Origin of the sequence: Butyrivibrio sp. XBB1001 (assembly GCF_000424505.1) — a bacterium.
Lineage (GTDB): Bacteria > Bacillota > Clostridia > Lachnospirales > Lachnospiraceae > Butyrivibrio.
In genome coordinates, this window is record NZ_AUKA01000014.1 from 1 (window position 1) to 22,260 (window position 22,260).

Here is a 22,260-nt window from a genome sequence, read left to right on the forward strand (position 1 = left end):
GTATAAAGTTTGTTCTCACGGAAGAAAGCTACACATCAAAGGCAGACTTTCTTGCAAAAGACTATATCCCTGTGTATAAAAAGAACAGTTCAGGAAACTACTTTTTCTCAGGAAAGAGGATACAGAGAGGACTTTACAGACACTACGATGGTACAATAACAAATGCAGACATAAATGGAGCTGCAAACATCTTAAGGAAAGTATTCCCAAAGGTAAGCCAATGGGATAGAGGCATAGTGGACATGCCCTGTTCTGCAGGCTGCATAGAGCATCCTACAGGTTCATGCCGCCATGCGGCATAACAGAAACCCTTTCCGACGTGGAGTCGGTGAGGGTAGTTCATTTTATATTATCACTTTTTCCTTCATAATAATCTCAAGGGAGTTTTTTAACATTGAAAGAAACACATATTTAATGAAATTTGTGTAGAAAAAGGGAAATAATGCTTATGGAGCAGAAGGCAATTATTGAAACAGACCGGTTATTCCTACGGGAAATGAATATGGATGACTTTTCTGCACTATATCAGGTGCTTACAGACTCTGATATCATGCAGCATTATCCATATGCCTTCGATGAAGAAAGGGTGCGTAATTGGATTGAAAGGAACATGAAACGTTACCGCGAAAATGGCTTTGGTCTTTGGGCTGTTTGCCTTAAGGATACAGGTGAAATGATAGGGGATTGCGGGCTGACGCTACAGAATATTGATGGGGTGATACTTCCGGAGATAGGATATCACATACGCGCGAACTGTCAGCGGCAGGGATATGCAAAAGAAGCTGCAAATGCAGTACTTAATTGGGCTTTCAAGAATACAGATTATCCAGCCTTTTACTCATATTGTAAGTATACAAATATTGCATCAATCAAAACCGCGGAAGCTATAGGGATGCATTTTGAAAAGGAATATCCTGATCCTGTGAATGAAATCACCCATGTTTCAGTTATTATGCGAGATGTGAAAGTGCTGGCTGCATGTGGAAATGACTGCGCATCCTGTCCCAGATATATTGCGCATCCTTATGAGAAAACCGAAGAAGAGCTCCACCATACGGCAGAGCTGTGGCTTAAGATAGGATACCGCGATCATGTTGTGAATAATGATGAGATATCGTGTACAGGATGCAAACCAGAGAACTGGTGCAGGTATCATGTTGTAAAATGCTGCGAAAAAAGAGGAATAAAGACTTGTGCTGAGTGCGCTGAATATCCCTGCGCCAACATAAAGGAATGCTTTGAAGTCACAAAGTTGTTTGAACCCATGTGCAAAAAGGTCTGTACAGAGGAAGAATATAAGCAGCTAAAGAAAGCCTTCTTTGAAAAAGAGAAGAATCTTACTTTATAAATTAACCCTTATACCCGTCATTCCAATAGAAAATCGAGTAGAAGGCGGTCAGTCTTCCTACTCGTCTGCGAGCCGCTGGTCAGCTTAGCTGACATATTTCATATCAGCGGCTCTGCAATACAAAAAGTCCGTGGCGATGAATTTTGCCACGGACTTTGTATATTAAAACGATGTTATAGGATCGGGATAATTCTTGGCAACAATCTGGTCAATGCGTTCCTCGGTCATGTCGCGCAAGATCACGTGCTCGGCATCATACCTGGGCAACGAGTCAAGATCAACCTCTTTTTTGAAGTCATCAAAAGAGATTCTGGCTACGATAGCATCTTTCTCAAGTGAACATAAAGATACCGTGAAAAAATCACACTTAAGATCTTCTCCTGTATTGGGATTCTTGAATAATATAGGCTCACTGGCTTTCAGCGGGAAAACCGCGTCTGCGGTTGCGGTAACGGCGTAATTGCCAAAGAATGCACCCTGTCCGATTCTATATACTCTCGGAACCGCATAGTACAAATCCTGGGCTTGAGTGTTATGTAAGAGCATAGCATAACCTTCAAGATCACCCCTATCGGCAAATTCTGCAATAGCGTTGCACTCAAGAACCACGGGATTTATTGCACCCAGAATGATCGTTTTTCCAAATTCATTGGCCATTTCCTTCTGATCTGAAAGCTGCAAAAGCTCAGATTGCAATCTTCCAGGAAACCTTATCTATGTCAAAGTACAGTCGCACAGTCCTATACATATCTAATATCAGTACCCTGCATTCGAATACCCTGTCCTTACTACACACGTAGACACCATCCGGAGTTCTATAGGTCTCCTTACTATATAACTGCCGATAGCCCTTTATAGTATAGGCCTCATAAGCCCCATCCTCATTTAGCAATCTGAAACGCAAGGGGATCACGCTTCCATCTGCCTTATGTTCACATATAACATCTACATTATCTATCACTCTACTCATATCCAGGAACCCACTTATCATAAGTCTTGCAAACGTACGTTCGATACAATTACATTATACGAACTCATGTTCTGTTTTGCAACCCCTAGATATTGTGTTTCTAAATGAGAATAATCACGAATGATGGCACTAAATATCCCTAACCCAGGAATTCTTCCTGTCCAAAGAAATAGGTTGTCCATCCTCAAGGGAAACACTGCCTCTTTCTCCATAGTAGGTATCTGGCTGATCCTTATCTATGGCTCCCCAGCCCGAAAATCTCTCAGGAGCAATGGACTTATCCATCTTGCAGTCAATAAACACGGTTCTAGCCTCGTCGCGCCATGGGCGTCCTAAAAATACTGAGCCCTCATCGCACCCTTCCTCGCCCTTGATGATGCAATTTCTAAATATGAAGCCCTGATTGTCTTTGCTGCCGCAGGCAGCTGTAATATAGCCGTTTACAAAGCGTTTCTCTGAGTCTTTTCCACTTTCAACATCAGTTCCACCGCATTCCATCACATTGCGCTTTCTGTTATTGCACTGAATAAGGCAATCTTCAAATTCAGCGTCTGCGCCGCCAAAAATAAAGTCCACATCACCGTAGATTTCGCAGTTCTTATAATACTGTTTTGTAAGTTTTCTCGCGTTCAGCTTTCTAGGTCCCATAAAGCCATTCTTTTGCCTCTCAGTAAGAGGAAGCGGAGCGCAGAAAAGAGTGTCCTGATGGCCAGTCATCTTCACATTCTCAAAGTGACACTCATCAGCATCTGCATACACTGCTATGGCCTGGCCGCGAAGCGATCCATCTCCTGCAGTATTGGCTATTGTCATATTGCTGACCGACACCTTTTTCCCGCCAAAAAAGGCTGTAAAAGATCTGAAAGTTCCTCTTTTTGAGCCATCTTCCATTGTATCGAAAGCTCCGTCATCATATTCAATTATGGTTTTATCAATTCCCTCTCCGGTAAAAGAGATATCTCTTTTTTCACAGAATATCTTTTCCCTGAAAATTCCACTTCCAATATGGATCACAGCACTCTCTTCATATGGTACTGCCTGTATCGCCTCTGTTATGGTGGAATAATCACCGTTTTCTTTTCCCACAGTTATCTCAAACATTTCAATTCTCCCTAAACAATCATTACTCAAAGCATCTTGCCCTGCTCTATTCATTATATCCTAAATATTTGAAGATTAACGGGCTTTTATTTATGACTTCCTGTGTAACCATGTTATGATTAATATCGCTATATAGAGTGAAGGCCTAAAAAATATGGAAGGAGCACTCCTTATGGATGACTCACAAATTGTAGAGCTCTACCTTGATCGCAATGAATCTGCTATAGCAGAAACAGCGGAGAAATACGGAAATAAATTAAAAAAGATAGCCAAAAACGTGCTTTCAGACCTTGAAACTGTAGATGAATGTGAAAACGATGCCTATCTCAAGACCTGGAATCTGATTCCGCCAAATGAGCCAAGGACCTACTTATTCGCTTTTGTCGGAAGGATCATTCGTCATCTGGCTATAGACAGACTGCGCCACGAGAGCAGGCAGAAAAGAACCGCACTTTTCTGTGAACTCACAGATGAAATGCAGGAATGTATTGCAGGATCAAGTGATGTTGAACATGAAAATGAAGCAAAAGAACTTACAGCGCTTATTAACAAATTTCTGGACGCATGTCCAGAAGAGCAACGCAACATTTTCGTAAGCAGATACTGGTATTTTGAATCCATTACTGAAATCTGTGACAAATACTCTCTTCCGCAGAGTAAGGTTAAGACCACTTTGTTCAGAATGCGTGAACGGCTAAAGAACTACCTATACGAGGGAGGATTTATAGTATGAATGAACATGATTTATTAGATGCCATTGGAGAAATTGACCCAAAGCATATAGAAGCAGCTGAAAAGATTCCATCAAAGAAGAAAAGAAAAATAACCTATTTGCAGCCTTACTTCCTGGCAGCTGCAGGTCTTTTTCTCTTTATAATAGCAGGAGTTATTATTAGAAACGAACTTATAACCAGACAACAAATCCCTGAAAATGATAATTCCAATGCCGAGGAAATGGTCGTAGAATCTGCACCTGTAGAAACAGAAGAAAGCGAAGTGAAGGTAGCGACAGAAGGATCCGACAAGTTTCAAACAACACAAGCATATAATGAAGGGGATTACGCGGACATGGATTTTGACAGTTCACTTATAAAGTTTATAGAAGACTCTGGTTATGCAGACCAAAACTTTATGATATCTCCTACATCTTTTAGAGCCGCTCTGGCCTTGGCCGTTGCCGGTGCAGATAATGAAACCAAGGATGAGCTTTTGCATGCCATGGGCTTTAATAGCATGGATGAAGTAACTGCCTGGTATGAGGGGGTTGTCGCTTCTGAAGAAGACTATGCTAAATGGCTTGAAAATGCCAAGAAAGATTATGAAGAATTTAGTCAGTACTATGGGGACGATTCAGTAGCTCCTGACGGCGTATTTGACTTGGAAAACTCCATTTGGCGTAATACTAGGTCAAGCGGTAAGCTATCAAAAAAATATATCTCATATGTAGAGAAAAACTTTGACGCTACTGCAGAAAATGTAAGCCCAGACAAGATCACAGACAAGGTCAACAGCTGGATAAATGAAAACACAAACGGCCTCATCCCCTCTATCAGTAACGACTTATCAATGACAGACCTGATTCTCGTAAATACTCTTTACCTGAAAACCTCATGGGTAACAGCCTTTGAAGAATATGCTACTCAGGAAGATGATTTTACCACTATATCAGGTGCAACTGTAAAAAAAGAGTTCATGAACCAGCAGGATCGATTCAAGTATTATGAGGATGAAAACGGAAAATTTGTTGTTCTCCCTATGAATGGCGGTATAAATGCTGTATTTATCCTTGGTGATGTGGATGATATAACTTCTAAGATTTCAGAAGCATCCTACGAAGAAGTTGCTATAAAGCTTCCTAAATTTGAGACCGAGACATCTTTATCTGATAATCAGCTGATTGACTTCTGCAAAGCTCGTGGCGCCAGCTCTCCTTTTACAACAGATGCTGACTTTTCAGTTATGAGTAATGAGATGTCCCTTTATATCACAGATATTATACAAAAGACCAAGATCAAGCTTGACGAAAGCGGAGTAGAAGCTGCTGCTGCAACAGTCATAATGATGACAGAAGGATGTGTGGAAATTGAACCTGAGGTAAAAGAGTTTACTGCAGACGAGCCTTTTAAGTATATGATCCTTACAGATAGTGAGACACCAGAACTTCTCTTCTATGGTCAAGTTGTTGAGTAAATATATTATCTTTCTCTAAAAACAGTCCCGAAAGGGACTGTTTTTTCTAGCATAAAGTTCCGATATGTATTATAGTTAATATGTAGATGTATTTTCGTTTGTAGTTTATGTATATAGAAAGGAAAAGCTACATGAATACCCTTACAAAGAGAATCATATCATGTTTCGCTGTAGTAGCACTGCTTCTTATATGTATTTGGGGCAGTACCTATGTTGTTGAGCGAAACGGACATCAGTATGATGGCGCCGCCCAAGGATTTGCAGGTGAAATCAAAGTTTCAGTATTTGTAGAAGGAAATACAATCACTGACATTACATATCAGACAGAGGGTGAAACTCCTTCCATTGGTGGTAGTGCCATCAAAGCGCTTCGAACCAAGATTCTGAAGACTCAGAACGTAAACATTGACGCCATATCCGGAGCCACTTACTCCTCAAAAGGCTTCCTTGAAGCTGTAGGACAAGCCCTTTCACAGGCCGGAATTGTGGCAGATGGAAGTAATAAAGGCGGTGGTGCCTCTGAAGACTACGAAGCTACAGCTGATGTAGTTGTAGTAGGAGGTGGCGGTGCAGGTATGACAGCAGCCATCACTGTAGCTGAAAATGGTAAGAAGGTCATCCTCCTTGAAAAGAGCGATATTCTAGGCGGCAATACCAGCAGAGCCAGCTCAGGAATGAATGCCGCAGAAACACACTATGAAAAAGAGCAGGGTGTAGAGGACTCTGTAGATCTTTTCGTGCAAGATACAATGAAGAGCGGAAAAGAAATAAATGATCCGGAGCTTGTAAGAACTCTTGCCGAGAATACCTCTGCTGCAATCGACTGGCTTGATAAGGAAAATGCTCCTCTTTCCGGCCCTCTTGGAACTATGGGCGGACTTAGTGCAAAAAGAACACATCGTCCTACAGATGCTGAGGGAAATGTAACCTCAGTAGGTAATTTCCTGGTATCTGCACTAGGTGTAAGGCTTGATGAGCTGGGCGTTGAAATAATAACAGGCGCTTCTGTAAATAAGATTATCATGGAAGATGGAAAAGCAAGTGGAGTTATCGCCGCAGGAGAATATGGTGAAACTATAACAATCCATGCAAATGCAGTTGTTGTCGCAACTGGTGGATTTGGTGGCAATATGGACCGCGTCGTAGCTCTTCGCCCTGATCTTGAGGGCTTTATCTCCACAAATGTTGCTACTGCAAGTGGTGATGCTATCGACTTCCTCGGTGAAGTTGGTGCAGACTTTGTAGACATGGAGCAGATCCAGCTTCATCCTACAGTTATACCTACTGATGGCGCCCTTGTTGGCGAAGCTCTTCGTGGTGATGGTGCAATCCTGGTAAATAGAGAAGGTGTCAGATTCACAAATGAAACCGGAACAAGAGATGCTGTTTCTGCTGCTGAAGTTGCACAGACTGGCGGAAATGTTTGGCTGATTGCCAACGAGGAAATGTATGAAGGTTCAGCAGTTATCAAAAAGCTTGATAAGAGTGGATATCTTGTAAAGGGTGATACTCTAAATGATCTTGCAAAAGCCATGGAATTTGATGCAAATGCTACTACTGCCCTTTTAGATACAGTAAGCAAATGGTCTGGCTATGTAAAAGCTGGCGAAGATCCAGATTTTTCAAGAGATATCGGAACTCCACTTACTGACCTCTCTTCCGGACCTTATTACGCAGTTAATGTTGGCCCTGGAATACATCACTGTATGGGCGGTGTCAAGATAAATACTGAAGCTCGGGTCATTTCAAAAGATGGAACTCCTATCCCTGGATTATACGCCTGCGGAGAAGTTACTGGCGGAATCCACGGTGCAAACCGTCTCGGCGGAAATGCCGTTGCCGACATCGTAGTATTTGGACGAATTGCTGGTGAGAATGCTTCGAAATAAATAAAATAGTTAACTTAAAGAAGGCCGCAATTTCGCGGCCTTTTTTTCGTTTTAAGATAATATTTACAATTTAATTGTTGACAATTATTTTAGATTGTGTACAATGTAATTATCAGATACAAAAAATCTTCTTACAAATAATCGGAGGTACTTATTTATGGAGTATAAATTCACACATGATAATTTTGATAATGAAGTGTTAAAGAGCGATATCCCAGTTCTTGTAGATTTCTATGCAGACTGGTGCGGTCCTTGCAAGATGATGATGCCAGTTGTTGAGAAAATGGCTGAGAAGTATGATGGTAAGATCAAGGTTGGTAAGATCAATTCTGATGAGGAATCAGCTCTTGCTGCCAAGTACAATATCATGTCAATTCCAAGCTTTTTAATGTTTAAGAACGGTGAGCTTGTAGAAACCCTTACAGGAGCTATGCCTGCTGATGTTCTTGCTGGTAAGCTTGATTCTCTTCTTTGATGATTTAATTAATGAAGCCGGATTTACTGTTTTAGTAAATCCGGCTTCTAAATTTTTATGAAATTCTCTCTCCAAGCCATCCCTTAATATCTGAAACACCGTTGAGCTTTTGGATGACATCTCCCGAACACACTATAAGTGTCGGAGCCTGCATTATATTATATTTTTCTACAAGCTCTGGATTTTCATCCGCATCCAGCTCTTTATATTGAATTCCTGCTTTATCAAGCATCATTCCGGCAATCCTGCAGTTTGGACAGGTCTGTGTTTTAAAGAGCATTACCGCCTCATCCACATTTAAGGCATTTATACTTGCATCTTTATTAGACTTTTTTATCGCAGCTTCTGCAAAGCTGGATCCTGACTGAATCTGCTCTGAATTACTAATTGCTTTTTCATGTTTCAGCACAGAACGTCCAATATCGTAAACCTTTCTATCCTTGTATTCTTGGGCTTTTCCATCATTCCAATTGGCAACTGGCCTGTAATAGCCAGTGATTCTACTATAAACCTCAGTCTTTTCACCGCAGTGAGGACAAACCTTCTGCTCTCCCGAAAGATATCCGTGATTCTTGCATACTGAATATGTTGGAGACATGGTATAGTATGGAAGCTTGTAGTTCTGGGCAATCTTTCTAACAAGATTTGCTGCAGCCTTCCAGTCAGGGAGCTTCTCTCCGAGGAAAGCATGGAATACTGTTCCTGATGTATACAGAGTCTGAAGCTCATCCTGAATATCAAGGGCAGAGAAAATATCCTCTGTATAGCCAACTGGAAGATGCGAAGAATTAGTATAATAAGGGGTTCCATCCATGTTTGCAGTTATAATATCAGGATATTTTTCCTTGTCATGTTTGGCGAATCGATAGGTTGTTGACTCCGCAGGCGTAGCCTCCAGATTATAAAGATCCCCGTACTTCTCCTGATAATCTGAAAGGCGATCTCTCATGTGGATAAGGACATCCTTGGTAAATTCCTGGGTTCTCTTATCAGTCATGTCAGCGCCAATCCACTTGGCATTAAGACCAACTTCGTTCATACCTATAAGTCCTATGGTTGAGAAGTGGTTTGCAAAGGTTCCAAGGTACCTTTTGGTGTATGGGTAAAGTCCCTGATCCAGGAGCTTTGTAATTACTTCTCTCTTGGTCTTAAGGCTTCTGGCTGCTATATCCATTAAATGGTCAAGTCTCTTGTAAAAATCCTCCTCATCCTTGGCAAGATATGCAATTCTAGGCATATTGATGGTTACAACACCAATTGATCCTGTAGATTCGCCTGAACCAAAGAAGCCTCCTGACTTTTTCCTGAGCTCTCTAAGGTCCAGACGCAGTCTGCAGCACATGGACCTGACATCACTTGGCTCCATGTCTGAATTGATGTAATTAGAAAAATATGGAGTACCATATTTAGCTGTCATCTCAAATAAAAGTTTATTATTCTCAGTCTCGCTGAAATCAAAATCGTTTGTTATTGAATATGTAGGGATAGGGTACTGGAAACCGCGTCCGTTGGCATCTCCCTCAATCATTATCTCAATAAATGCCTTGTTGACCATGTCCATTTCGTGCTGACAATCACCATAGGTAAAATCAAGCTCTTTGCCGCCCACAATAGCATTTAGGTTACGCAAGTCATTTGGCACTGTCCAATCCAGAGTGATATTTGAAAATGGAGCCTGTGTTCCCCATCTGCTAGGCGTATTAACACCATAAACAAATGACTGAATGCACTGCTTGACCTCTGCCTGAGACAAGTTATCCACCTTAACAAAAGGTGCAAGGTAGGTATCAAATGATGAAAATGCCTGAGCTCCCGCCCACTCATTCTGCATAATTCCAAGGAAATTAACCATCTGATTGCACAAGGTCGATAAGTGACAAGCAGGTGCAGATGTGATCTTGCCAGGAACTCCGCCAAGGCCTTCCTGAATGAGCTGCTTGAGACTCCATCCAGCACAATAACCACTTAACATTGCAAGATCATGAATATGGATAGCTGCGCTTCTGTGAGCTGATGCAATTTCTTCGTCATATACTTCTGAAAGCCAGTAATTAGCTGTAATAGCACCTGAATTGGACAGGATCAGGCCTCCAATAGAATATGTGACTGTAGAGTTTTCTTTTACCCTCCAATCGTTGATCTTAAGGTAATCATTGACAATATCCTTGTAATTTAAAAGGGCAGAATTAACGTTACGAACCTTCTCTCGCTGCTTACGATAAAGGATATATGCCTTGGCCACATCGGTGTAGCCTGCTTCAGATAAAACCTTCTCAACGCTATCCTGAATCTCTTCCACTGTGATCTTATCGTTCACTATCTTGGGCTCAAAATCTGAAGCCACCCTAAGTGCAATAAGATCAATAACGCTGGAGTGGTAATCCTTCTCCAGCGCTACAAATGCCTTTGTAATTGCCGCTGAAATCTTGGAAATGTCGAATTCTGCGATTGTGCCATCGCGCTTAACAACCTGATACATAAGAAACCCCCTAGAGAAAATCAAAGTTACTATGAACAATCTATTAATTCAAAGACTGAAAATAGTAACCGCCATAAGAATATTAACTATGATTAAGATATCATTAATATAATATTTCGTCAATATATAGATATTTCAGATTATACGACCACAAGATATTGTGGTTTGATTAAAGGCCGCGCAGTTCCGCGCTCGGTACATACTGCCTCACAATTTTGATGAATTCTTCCATAGTTTCACGGCTCGGCGCTGTCAAAGTGCTGTCTGGTACTGTATCTCTAGGCACATATTGTTGCAAAAAATATTTTTTTGCTCCTGTAATCCATTTTCCAATTTCATGAAAATCAGCTTCCGTATGATACCTCTCAACTACAGTAGTGCGAAACTCATAATCTATGCGACCTTCCAGGAGAAGTGAAACTGTCTGTTCAACAGCCTCTATACTAAAACGCTTGTTTAAATCACTATTAGCTCGCTTGGTAAGTCCTGCTGTAATAGCGTATTTTTCTGGGCAGTTCTTGATATCCATGGCTACATAATCGATAAGCTGCGCATCCATCAGCTCTTTTACCATATCTGGATGAGCTCCGTTTGTATCGAGCTTAATCTTGTAACCCAAAGCCTTTATGCGCCTTATGAAATCAGGAAGATCTCTCCTAAGACAAGGTTCCCCTCCTGTTATGCAGACTCCATCCAGGATTCCCGTTCTCTTTTCCAGAAAAGAAAATAACTCCTCCTCGTCCATTATTGGCTCAGCGCTGCCATCAACAAGCTCAAAATTGTGACAGTATGGACATCTGAAGTCACACCCGCCAAGGAAAATGGTACAAGCCACATTCCCCGGGAAATCTAAAAGAGTCATTTTCTGAAGTCCATGAATCTGCATATAAAATCCCCCACACAAATTTACATTGATCCTGACATCAGTTTCTATTGTATCAAAATAGCCTGCATCTTGCTAAGATGCAGGCTCAATATAACATTAGTTATTTATTTCTTTTTTCTCTTCAATACTACAAAGATACCGCCTACTATAGCAATTAATCCTGCAACGCCAGCGACTATAGGAAGTAGTGGAGCCTTAGTGCTTGCTGTGCCCTTGTTCTCGCCTTTTACAAGAACTACTGCAGAAACAGGGTCAACGGTAAGTGTTCCTGAAACTGTCTCTATTACCTCTGTTCCGGCCTTTGTACCCTTTACGCAAACATTCCAGTTTCCTTCAGGCAGAGTAATAGTTGTAGCTGCGTCATTTGGGTTAAATGCAAGGAAAATCTGCTCTGCAGTCTCGCCCTCTACAGCCTTGTCTGTATTGTCCATGGTAAATGCCAATACATTCTTATCAAGATCAGTTACAGCTGTGACTCTCGCAGCTACTTCATCACCTGAGGTGAGCCTTAAAAGCGGATGCTCTTTTCTAAAGGCAATAAGCCCCTTGTAGAACTCATAGTTTTCCTGATACTTGGGATCATCAAGTGTCTCCCATTTAAGACTATTGACCTCGTCTCCTGAACTATAGCTGTTGGAGTCAAAAGAGCCGTCTTCCTTTACTTTAGTTCTTAGAATCTCTTCACCAGCCTGCATGAAGGGCACGCCCTCGGCTGTCATGTAGAAAGAAGCAGCTAAATTACTCATCTTGATCCAGGATTCTTCATCAAGATCTGTTCTAGCCATAGCAATCCTGTCATAAAGAGTATTGTTGTCATGGCAGGATGCATACTGAATTATCTGTGATGGGTTCTTGGACCAGGTTTCTGTTGCAAGGAAAGATGCTGCCATAGCACGCTCAGCGTTCTTAGAACCAGAAGCCCAGCCTGTTTCTGCTGTATTAAATACACTTCCCTTTAAACCATCTCTGATGTTGTCATTAAAATATGCAAAACCTGGAGTTTTTTCTGACGACTGCTGTGTTGCCATAGTAATATTTTCCTTGGTAACATCAGTATTCATGCTCCAGCCCTCACCATAGAAGATAACATCAGGGTGAGTCTTGTGAACCTCTGAGACAATCTCATTTACAGTATCCACATCAAGAAGTCCAACAAGATCAAATCTAAAGCCGTCAATGTGGTATTCATCAGCCCAATAACAAACTGAATCAACGATATATTTTCTGACCATTGAACGCTCAGATGCTGTATCATTGCCGCATCCTGAGCCATTTGAATATGTTCCGTCAGCATTTATTCTTGAAAAATAACCTGGAACAAGGCGGTTAATGCAGAAATCCTTACCGCTGTATACGTGGTTATATACTACGTCCATAACAACTGATAAACCGTTATCATGAAGAGACTTTACCATTTCCTTGGCTTCTCTTACACGTACATTACCGTCATGCGCATCTGTAGAGTATGAGCCCTCTGGAACGTTGTAGTTAACAGGATCGTAGCCCCAGTTAAATCTGTCAGTAGTTGTGGTATTCTCATCAACAGACCCAAAATCATAGAAAGGAAGAAGGTGAACGTGTGTCACTCCAAGGTCCTTGATATAATCTATACCAGTAGCCTTTCCACCTTTAGTTTTTGTTCCGGTTTCAGTAAATGCTGTGTATTTTCCTGCATTTACCATATTTCCATCAGGATTAACAGAAAAGTCGCGGATATGAAGCTCATATATAACAGCATCATTTATCTGCTCGTTGCTGTGTGGATTCTTGTCATTCTCCCAGCCTTCAGGATTTGTAGCATCAAGATCTATGACCATAGCTCTTTTGCCATTAACTCCTGTTGTTCTGGCATAAGGGTCACATGCCTCTACATTTAATCCATCAAGAATTGCTGTATAGGTATAGTAAGTACCTGCAAGGTCTCCAGAAACTTCTGCTACCCAGGTTCCCTTCTCATCAGCCGTCATCTCAACAGCTTCCTTCAGATCCTTTTCCCAGGGATCACCTGACTCGTAAAGATTTACAGAAACTGCCTCAGCAGTAGGTGCCCAGACGCGGAAAGTGGTCTTGTCCTTGGAATAGGTAGCGCCAAGATCCTCGCCCTCATATGTATACTTGTCCTCAAATTCCTGTGTTGAATATATAACAGGCATATTTACAGGATATTCCTGCCCATCAAAGCCAACACGGTAGTTTCTGTTATATTCAAGCTCAGAAGCAATGTTAAGATCATAGAAATACTGGCTGTCTGAAGCCTTCTCTTTTAATGAAACCTTTTTAACTTCCACATCTCCAAGTCGGCCTCTGACATAAAAAGAATCCATAAGTGACTCTTCTATCTCGCCTGTAAGCTCAATTGTTATAGTATTCTTGCCATCATAAGTTGCGGTTTTAAGCTTTGTACCTGTCATAACATCATCACCATATTCCTTTGTAGCTCCCTCTACGCCAGATTCAACGTAGACATTAACTGTCCCTGAAACAACCTCGGATATATCAATAAACTGATCCATATCAACATCTTTGTCCCAATCCTGTGTCCTTACGATAAATCCAACCTTGGTAGAGCCACTTGGAACTGCCATGGTCGCAACCATCTCGCCATTTTCATCCTGCAATGGGTATCCTGCACCTTCACCGCCATCAGGCCACATCCAGACATCCCATTTTGCGTAATCTCCATCCTCTCTGTGATAGTGGAGTTTAAGCGTAACTCCCTCATCTGCTCTTGCAGTAATGGACATGCCAAATCCGGAAAACAAGCTTGTTACCAGCATCATAGCCGCCATCATAAGCGCAAAAGCGTGCCTTGTGATCACTCTTTTCACTTTTTCTTTACCTCCCAATTTTCGGAAAACGTTTTCCTTTATTTTACTATTTTCCGGAGGAGTAGTAAAGGTACTTTATTTCACTGCACAGATTTCAAACATTGGAGTTGTACCATACAGAAGCTTTTCCTTGTCATCCCATAACCTTTCAGTAATATCTCTGACAAAAGAGATCTCACTAAAGCCGATTGCCTTTAATACGCCATAGTCAAAGTCCGGGCGCACAAGATCTAATAAAGGATGGCCACCCTCTGGCTCCTCTTCTATTTCCGGAATTGCATCAGGGTCAGTGTTTTCATTAAAATCAGATCCAAATCTTCTGATGCACTCTTTCCAGTCCCTTAGATATTGCTCCCTGATATCAGGCCTTGCAAACTCAAAATGCCAGTTTGCATCATATATGAGAAGCTTTCCGCCTGGCTTTAGAACTCTTTTCCACTCTGTATAAGTGCCTGCGTGATCAAGAAGTGTGTGCGTAACATTTCTGCATACAAGCAGATCAAAAGAATTATCCGGAAAATCAAGCTTCGCAGCATTCATTTCCAGGATTTCTGCAGTTGAATTGTTGTTTTTAACATTCCTTCTAGCTCTTTGAATCATCCCCTCTGCTCCGTCAATCCCTATAACATCATGGCCCTTGGCTGAGAGTATGATAGAAAAAAATGCTGGCCCGCAGCCAAGATCTAAGATCTTGAGGCGAGACTTTTCATCAAAGTGCGACAAAATCTGCTCCTGCCAGGCCTCAACCCTGAAGCTTTGAAGCTCGTCCTGTATTATCCTGTCATAATTAGTTGAACTTTCAGACCAGTTCTTATTTATTTCTTCCTGCTTCATATATCTCCTTTGTACGTTCTGTTGCGCAAATCGCAATCAGTTGTTAATTAATTTGATGGCACGCTACCTTGTGTCCTGGCTCTATCTCTTTTAGCTCTGGAACAGTTTTGAAACAGTTTACACATGCCTTTTGACATCTGTTAGCATATACGCAGCCTGCTGTATCCTCTTCCTTGTCCTGATAGCCTGAAACTGACAAGTCTGCACCAGTAAGAAGCTTAGTATATGGATGACACATATTGCCAAATTTCTCAATGTCATCTATTTCCTCCACAACTCTGCCGTTGTACATGACCATTACTCGGTCAGAAAGGTTGTATACTGCTTCTATGTCATGGCTGATCATAAGATAGGACAGACCATACTCAAGTTTCAGTTTCTTTAATAGGTTTAGAATCTGGGCCTGAACAGATATGTCCAGGCCGCTAAGGGGCTCGTCTAGCACTATCAGCTCAGGATCTGCCGCAAGGGCCCTTGCTATACATATTCTCTGAAGCTGACCACCGCTAAATTCAGTGGTCTTTTTGCCAGCCTCGATTGCAGGAATGCCTACCTTGTACAAGAGCTCATTAATATATGCATCTCTTTGGGCGCGACTTTTTAGCTTAAAGTACCTTATTGGCTCCTCTATTACCTGTCTGGCAGTAAATCTTGGATTTGTAGCTTCATAAGAGTTCTGATATACCATCTGTAGTGCCTGTCTGGCCCTTCTATCTATGTGACGAGCATCCAATTCTTCTCCCCGGTATAAAATATGCCCGCTACTTGGAAGTTCTAGACCAATGGCTATCCTTCCTATAGTACTCTTTCCACTCCCACTCTCTCCAACTATCGCAAGACACTCACCTTTTTCTACATGTAGAGATACACCCTTTACTGCCTGAACTTTTTTAGGTCTTAAATAGCTTCCACCCTGATAGTTTTTAACCACATTATCAATTTCAAGTATTCTCATTTTGGGTCTCCCATCTGATGCAGCAAATTCTGTGTCCTTGTGTTGTTACCGACTGGCTCATATCAAATATGCGACATTCATCAATGCTCTCAGGGCACCTGGGTGCAAAAGGGCATCCTGCCTGACGTTCCGATAATGCTGGAGGATTTCCTTTTAATACAGGCAAATAGTCTCTGGTATATGATGGTCTGGACTGAAGGAGTTTTTGTGTATAAGGATGAAACACCTTACCTTCTTTAAAGTCTTCTCCATCAAAGCTTTCAACCAGATAGCCTGCGTACATTACATATACCCTATCTGCAAGGTTTTCCACCGCCTTCATATCATGAGAAATAAACAAAATTCCTGTTCCGAATTTCTCTTTTACCTGCTTTAAAAGAGCTATGATTTCCCTTTGGGCAGTAACATCCACAGACGTTGTAGGCTCATCTGCTATGATCATTGAGGGATTTAGCATAAGAGCAATTGCAATCATAATTCTTTGCAGCATTCCACCGCTACATTGAAAAGGGTACATTTTAAGCACTTTTTCAGGGGAGCGTATGTTCAGGCTAAGTAAAAGATCTATAGCCTTTTTTATAGTTTCTTTTCTGGTCCAATTAGTATGGATTCTGGCAGTTTCAATAAAATGCTCCTCTATGGTAAAGAGCTGATCAAAGGAACTCATAGTATCCTGCATTATAACTGCAATTTCCTTGCCCCGAAGTGGAGCTAAATCCTTTTCATTGCCGCACTCTATTACCCTGCCGTCAAACTTAAAAGATCCCGTACTAGTCCATAACACCGTATCTGCCAGGCCCAGAAGGCTCTTCCAGAGCATACTTTTCCCGCTACCACTCTCACCAATTAGTCCCACGACCTCTCCTCTGCCAACCTTTAGATTGGCAGAGGTAATGACATTTTGTCTTTTACCACCAGAGTTAAGGAAAAGGCTGTAGTTTTCTATTTTAAACAGTTCCTGCATCTACACCCCTCCTCGTATTTTTATTTCTAAGTCTGTGGCTAACATATTCTCCTAGAATATTAAAATCCAAAACAATAAGAAAAAGAATCACACCCGGCCAGAGCAAAACTCCAAAATTTGTACGTATCAGGTTGCAGCCATCGCTTATCATTATTCCAAGTTCCGGAGTGGGGCGCTGGATACCAATTCCAAGAAAAGAAAACCCTGCAAGGCCCAGAACCACATTACCTAGAGACAAGGTAAACTGTCCCACAAGTTGAGTTATGATTGATGGAGCTATATGTCTTCTGATAATAGTCAATGGCCTTGCACCACTAAGTCTTGCCGCCTGGACGTATTTCCTTTCTTTTGTTGTCAGTGTGATACTTCTTGATATTCTGGCATACCAGATCCAGTTAACCAGCAGCATTGCAAGTATTATATTTCTTGTACTCGCCCCTAAAAATGCAGCAATCAGCATAATTAGAATTGTGCTCGGAAATGCCATAAGAGCGTTGCATATACCTGCAAATAGCTGGTCTAAGATTCCACCAAAATATGCTGCCAGCATCCCCACGAACATACCAATAAACACTGATGCAAACTCAATAGTAAAAGCTATAAGGACAGAATTTCTGACAGCATAAATACATCTGCAGAAAATGCAACGTCCAAAGTCATCTGCTCCAAATGGATACTCAAAGCTATTTGGAGCAAACTTCATAGAAAGATCTATTTCTGTTGGATCATGAATACAGATTTTGTCAGCAAATATAATGATCAGAACCATTAGCAACAGGAAAACTAATGCAGGAATAAATGCGGGATTTCTTTTTCTTGTACCATCCATCATGACACATCCCCCTTTCCAAGCCTTATCCTGGGATCAACAATTGCACTCATCAAGTCTGCAACGGTGTTTGCAATAATATAGGTTATAGCCACAATTAAGATATAACCCTGGATTACAGGATAGTCTCGTGCCAAGATTGCCTTGGTTATAAGTCTTCCCAGTCCAGGCCATGAAAAGACATTTTCAATTATTACTGTTCCTGCTATAAGGCCGCCCAGAGATATTCCTGTTGTATTTACTAAAGGGAGTAAAGAATTTCTAAGAATATGCGTCCAGAAAATAGTTCTTTTGCGCATTCCCCTTGCTCTTGCATATAGGACATACATTTCCTGCCTGTTCTCATTTACTTCATTTCTAAGCATCTGAACAAAATATGCAATATGCGAAATTGACAGGGTAAACGATGGCAAAATCAGGCTTTTTAGAGAGCCATCCGGAATTGCAGGTAAAACTTTAAGATCTACGCAAAAAAATCTAATAAAAATAAATCCCAGCACAAAAACTGGCACTGCTGTTCCTACAACGCAATAAAACCTGGTGAATTTATCTAAAAATCCTCCAGGCTTTATGGTAGCGCCTATCCCAAGAATGGGCGTGATAATTAATATCCATACAATGGAAGAAAGCGCCAGCTGGAGCGTCTTAATAAAGGCGCTCCCCAGCATGGCGGATACTTCCTGGTTAGATGAATAGGATATGCCAAAATTCAAATGAACAGTGTCATCAAGCCAATTAATATATTGAACATACACTGGCTCATTAAGGCCAAATCTCTCCTGTGCTTGTTTGATATTTTCTTCGTTCTTTTCTAAATGATGTGTCACAAGATACGTATCTACTGCATCTGCAGGCATCATTCTGATAAGGACAAAAGATATAACAGAAACCAGTAAAATTGTCGGAATTATAAGTATTATCTGCTTTAATACATATTTTTTCATCTTGAAACTGAAGTCATTGGCATTACATTTGAATAGCCAAATTCAATACCACTTACACCCTTCTGTGCTATAGCTCTGTTTGTCTGATATGAAATAGGAATAATGCAATACTGATCTTCGATGTAGTGAAGAAGATAGTCGTGCTTTTCCTGAATAACAGCTGGATCTGTTTCACTAAAGGTACTCTGAACAGTTGCCGCAAACTCAGCATAGCCATCGCATGGAGCAAGTGCGAACTGCTCATCTGTATATCCATCAAGACTCATTGCATTAAGAGTTGAGTATGGATCCTGAGGATCTCCCCAGCTTACAGAATATCCTACCTGGAAATCACCACCGTAGATTCTGTTGCTATTAGCATTTGATTCCTCACCCATGATATTCACCTTGATTCCAATCTTCTTCATATCAGACTGGAATACCTGCGCAAAGCTTGTCTGAACTGCGTGTGAAGCATCATAATAATACTCAAGACTAAGAGTCTCTCCATCCTTAGTACGATATTCAGCACCATCTTCAAGCTTCCATCCAGCTTCATCAAGGAGTCTTGCTGACTCTTCAGGATCATAAGCATATCCCTCAAGGCCTACATTACAGTACATTACATTTGGCCAATAATATGACTGTGCCATCTCTTCAAGGCCACCAAAAATACTATCTACCATTGTCTGTCTATCAAGTCCAAGGATGATTGCCTTACGTACATTAAAGTCATCCAATGGCTTTTTGCTTGAATTAAGTGTAATAACACGAGTAAGAACAGGATCAGAAATTGCAGATACATAACCCTCGTCCTGAAGAGACTTGAATGTATCTATTCCCATAAGTGAGCTCTCATAATTATCGTAGAGCATATCAACCTGTCCGGATTCAAAAGCGCTTACAGCAGTCTGACTATCAGTGATAATCTGAACTCTGAACTTATCAAGCTTTGGAGCTTCGCCCCAATAATACTCATTTCTTACAAACTCAGCATACTCATTTTCCTTGTAATCAGACAGAACAAAAGCTCCTGTTCCGATAGGTTCCTTGATGCCATTAATGCTGCTTCCATCATCCATAAAGCCTGCATCTCCAAGCATTCTCCATGGGCGGACAGATGCAAGTTCCTGAAGTGCTGGATAATAAGGCTGTGTAAGCTTGAACTCAAAGGTATGGTCGTCTACCGCATACCAGGAATCCATATTGGCACAAACGCCCATCCATGCATAAGCATCGCGATCCTGTAATATAGCATCAAAGTTCTTTACAACGTTGTTGGCATCACATACAGTTCCATCTGAGAATTTAGCATTTTCACGGATATGGAAAGTGTAAGTAAGACCATCCTCTGAAACTGACCACTCATCTGCAAGAGCTGGAACAATCTCGCCCTTTGAATACATTACAAGCGGCTCATATACAAAGTTAAGTGCATAAAGAGCAGCTCCAGAATGATACATATGAGGATTAAGTGATACACCTATATCCGTTGAAGAAGCTACTGTAAACACATGGTCAGAACTAGTAGCTGCATCTGTTTCCTGCGCAGTCTCTACGTTGTTTTCCTCCTGTACTTGTGCCGCATCATTGCCACAGCCTGTCAGCACTCCTGCGAACATAGACGCAGCAATTAAAAGACCTAAAATACTCTTCTTTTTCATTTGTAAATACCTCTCAAAAAATAATATGCTCTATATATTTTAAGCAAGCAAAATACCTCCGCAAGCCCCCCGGGGGGTTACATGTTCTAGATTTAGATGTTAGAATTTCTCTACAATTATGTATTTTCAGGAGGTTTTTCTGTGCCTAGCTCACGCTTTACAATTATTCGCAGAATACTTGGTATTTCTTTTAAAAAGCCACTACTTATGTCTTTATCCGTATTATTAGCAACCATTTCAAGCCTCATGTATTTTGTCCCATATCTGGTTATATATAAAATTCTTAAAGTTCTTTTCCTTCATAGTGAAAGCTTATCAGGAACAAGTCTCATCAGTCTCAGCGTTATCGCAGTTTGTAGTGCAATACTGAACGTAGGGCTTTATTTTGGTGCCCTGATTTTGTCTCACGTTGCTGCATTTGAGACCTCTTTTGACCTTAAGATCCTATTAGCTGAAAAGCTGGCAAAGCTCCCTGTTGGTTTCCATCTGGAATACGGAAGTGGCAGGCAATATCAGCTTATGGATAGTGGGATTTCAAATATACAGAGTTTCATAGCTCACAAACTTCCAGACATGGTAATTTCTGTAGTCTATCCAGTAGCCATGATACTTATAATTGTAGCCGTTGACCTTCGCTTTGGCCTTGCTATGCTCTTTGGTATTGCTATTGCCTATGTTTTCCACTATCTTTCCATGGGAAGAGGTGGCGCCAAGCATATGATGGACTTGTATTACGATGCTCTGGAGCAGATGGAAAGCGCATCTTTGGAATGTATAAGAGGCATATCCGTTATAAAGGCCTATGGAAAAAAATCCAGCGCCTTCCAAAAGCTGGATAAATCTATCAGTGACTACACAAACATGGTCATTCCCTACACAAGAAACTGGGAAAAACATATGCCCTGGTTTTTCACACTTGTGGGGAATATATATCTGTTTTTAATTCCTGTAGCAATTTTAACTGCGCCATCATCCTTTGATGCCTGGCCAGATTTTGCTGTCAGATTTCTTTTCAATCTGATCCTGGCTCCTTCCTTGGCCTCGATCATTCCTAAAATCGGGCGTATCATGGAAGAATTTATGCGCGTTAATGCTGATGTAGAGAATTACCATACCCTGATGGCAGCAAAAGAACTTCCACAGCCGGAAGGTAACACTACAGCAGATAACAGCACACTCTCTTTTGAGCATGTCTCTTTTTCCTACAAAGAAAATGCTGATTATCCTGCTCTTTCCGATATTTCTTTTACTGTCTCGCCCGGAACAACTACTGCAATAGTTGGAACTTCAGGAAGTGGAAAAAGTACTATTGCCTCACTTATTGCCAGATTCTGGGATGTTGAAAATGGACGTATCACCATAGGAAACATGGATATTCGTGATATGAAGATAAATGCTCTTATGGATCAGATAGCATTTGTGCTACAAAATGACAGGATTTTTAGCCAGAGCATATATGATAACATCTGTTGTGGAAAAGAGTGCACTAATCCTGAAGATGTAATAAATGCGGCCAGAGCAGCTAATTGCCACGATTTTATAGAAAAACTTCCTGACGGGTATAACACCATTATAGGCTCAGAAGGAACATATCTCTCAACCGGTCAGATTCAAAGAATAGTCCTTGCAAGGGCCTTTTTAAAGAATGCTCCTATAATCGTAATGGACGAAGCCACTGCTTCTCAGGATGAAGAAAGCGAAACTTTGATAAAAGAAGCAATCAACAGACTTGTTGATGGAAAAACTGTAGTAATCATTGCCCACAGGCTTAATACAATATCTAATGCAGATCAGATTTTGGTTATGGAGAATGGAAAAATCGTTGAAAGAGGTAACCACAATACACTTTTAGAAAAAAATGGAGTTTACTCAAAGCTGTGGAATACCTATCGTAAAACTCTAGATTGGCACATAAAGTAAAGTAT

18 protein-coding genes and 1 pseudogene are annotated in these 22,260 nt (G+C 41.1%); 7 read left to right on the forward strand and 12 right to left on the reverse strand.

Going from position 1 to position 22,260, the window contains the following annotated elements; genetic code table 11:
• Both G631_RS21165 and G631_RS21525 read left to right on the forward strand, forming a co-directional pair.
• Positions 1–302 (forward strand): annotated as a pseudogene (locus tag G631_RS21165) (RNA-guided endonuclease InsQ/TnpB family protein); the annotation flags it as partial.
• Positions 303–448: 146 nt separating this feature from the next.
• Positions 449–1,348, forward strand: coding sequence for a GNAT family N-acetyltransferase (locus G631_RS21525; RefSeq protein WP_081671343.1), 900 nt, complete (start codon positions 449–451; stop codon positions 1,346–1,348).
• A gap of 162 nt (positions 1,349–1,510) precedes the next feature.
• On the opposite strand, the gene G631_RS20295 is transcribed toward G631_RS21525, so the two are convergent.
• The 3 genes from G631_RS20295 to G631_RS19045 form a co-directional block, all read right to left on the reverse strand.
• A complete protein-coding gene (locus G631_RS20295) occupies positions 1,511–2,044 on the reverse strand; it encodes a DUF4299 family protein (RefSeq protein WP_026489636.1) in 534 nt (177 codons plus the stop codon).
• Entirely contained in the window at positions 2,034–2,318 is a 285-nt protein-coding gene (locus G631_RS0111870) for a hypothetical protein (RefSeq protein ID WP_081671344.1), read from the reverse strand. Before G631_RS0111870 ends, G631_RS20295 begins: the two co-directional genes overlap by 11 nt.
• A gap of 129 nt (positions 2,319–2,447) precedes the next feature.
• Positions 2,448–3,419 (reverse strand): pectinesterase family protein, encoded by a 972-nt coding sequence (locus G631_RS19045; protein WP_051197193.1) that lies wholly within the window; start codon positions 3,417–3,419, stop codon positions 2,448–2,450.
• A 172-nt stretch (positions 3,420–3,591) separates the two neighbouring features.
• On the opposite strand from G631_RS19045, the gene G631_RS0111880 reads away from it, so the two are divergent.
• The 4 genes from G631_RS0111880 (at position 3,592) to trxA (ending at position 7,973) form a co-directional block, all read left to right on the forward strand.
• Positions 3,592–4,152, forward strand: coding sequence for an RNA polymerase sigma factor (locus G631_RS0111880; RefSeq protein ID WP_026489638.1), 561 nt, complete (start codon positions 3,592–3,594; stop codon positions 4,150–4,152).
• A complete protein-coding gene (locus G631_RS0111885) occupies positions 4,149–5,609 on the forward strand; it encodes a serpin family protein (RefSeq protein WP_026489639.1) in 1,461 nt (486 codons plus the stop codon). Before G631_RS0111880 ends, G631_RS0111885 begins: the two co-directional genes overlap by 4 nt.
• A 131-nt stretch (positions 5,610–5,740) precedes the next feature.
• Entirely contained in the window at positions 5,741–7,498 is a 1,758-nt protein-coding gene (locus G631_RS0111890) for a flavocytochrome c (protein ID WP_035789772.1), read from the forward strand.
• Positions 7,499–7,655: 157 nt separating this feature from the next.
• Entirely contained in the window at positions 7,656–7,973 is a 318-nt protein-coding gene (gene trxA, locus G631_RS0111895) for a thioredoxin (RefSeq protein ID WP_026489641.1), read from the forward strand.
• 55 nt (positions 7,974–8,028) lie between these two features.
• Here the strand turns inward: trxA and G631_RS0111900 are convergent, their stop codons facing one another.
• The 9 genes from G631_RS0111900 to nikA all read right to left on the reverse strand — a co-directional run bounded on the left by G631_RS0111900 (position 8,029) and on the right by nikA (position 20,335).
• A complete protein-coding gene (locus G631_RS0111900; RefSeq protein ID WP_026489642.1) occupies positions 8,029–10,452 on the reverse strand; it encodes a ribonucleoside triphosphate reductase in 2,424 nt (807 codons plus the stop codon).
• Between the two features lie 169 nt (positions 10,453–10,621).
• A complete protein-coding gene (locus G631_RS0111905) occupies positions 10,622–11,338 on the reverse strand; it encodes an anaerobic ribonucleoside-triphosphate reductase activating protein (protein ID WP_026489643.1) in 717 nt (238 codons plus the stop codon).
• A 104-nt stretch (positions 11,339–11,442) separates the two neighbouring features.
• Complete coding sequence (pulA, locus tag G631_RS19050) at positions 11,443–14,166, reverse strand: type I pullulanase (RefSeq protein WP_035789773.1); 2,724 nt, start codon at positions 14,164–14,166, stop codon at positions 11,443–11,445.
• A gap of 75 nt (positions 14,167–14,241) precedes the next feature.
• Positions 14,242–15,036, reverse strand: a complete 795-nt coding sequence (locus tag G631_RS19055) for a class I SAM-dependent methyltransferase (protein WP_255345415.1) — start codon at positions 15,034–15,036, stop codon at positions 14,242–14,244.
• A gap of 7 nt (positions 15,037–15,043) precedes the next feature.
• Entirely contained in the window at positions 15,044–15,955 is a 912-nt protein-coding gene (locus tag G631_RS0111920; protein ID WP_026489644.1) for an ATP-binding cassette domain-containing protein, read from the reverse strand.
• Positions 15,942–16,919 (reverse strand): ABC transporter ATP-binding protein, encoded by a 978-nt coding sequence (locus G631_RS0111925; RefSeq protein WP_026489645.1) that lies wholly within the window; start codon positions 16,917–16,919, stop codon positions 15,942–15,944. The genes G631_RS0111920 and G631_RS0111925 overlap by 14 nt, the downstream gene beginning before the upstream one ends.
• Complete coding sequence (locus G631_RS19060) at positions 16,903–17,751, reverse strand: ABC transporter permease (RefSeq protein WP_051197199.1); 849 nt, start codon at positions 17,749–17,751, stop codon at positions 16,903–16,905. The genes G631_RS0111925 and G631_RS19060 overlap by 17 nt, the downstream gene beginning before the upstream one ends.
• Positions 17,748–18,692, reverse strand: a complete 945-nt coding sequence (locus tag G631_RS0111935; protein WP_026489646.1) for an ABC transporter permease — start codon at positions 18,690–18,692, stop codon at positions 17,748–17,750. Before G631_RS0111935 ends, G631_RS19060 begins: the two co-directional genes overlap by 4 nt.
• The gene (gene nikA, locus G631_RS19065) at positions 18,689–20,335 is read right to left on the reverse strand and encodes a nickel ABC transporter substrate-binding protein (protein WP_051197201.1); all 1,647 of its coding nucleotides are present in this window, start codon (positions 20,333–20,335) and stop codon (positions 18,689–18,691) included. Before nikA ends, G631_RS0111935 begins: the two co-directional genes overlap by 4 nt.
• 141 nt (positions 20,336–20,476) lie before the next feature.
• Here nikA and G631_RS0111945 point away from each other — a divergent pair, with 141 nt between their 5' ends.
• The gene (locus G631_RS0111945; protein ID WP_026489647.1) at positions 20,477–22,255 is read left to right on the forward strand and encodes an ABC transporter ATP-binding protein; all 1,779 of its coding nucleotides are present in this window, start codon (positions 20,477–20,479) and stop codon (positions 22,253–22,255) included.
• Positions 22,256–22,260 lie beyond the last annotated feature (5 nt).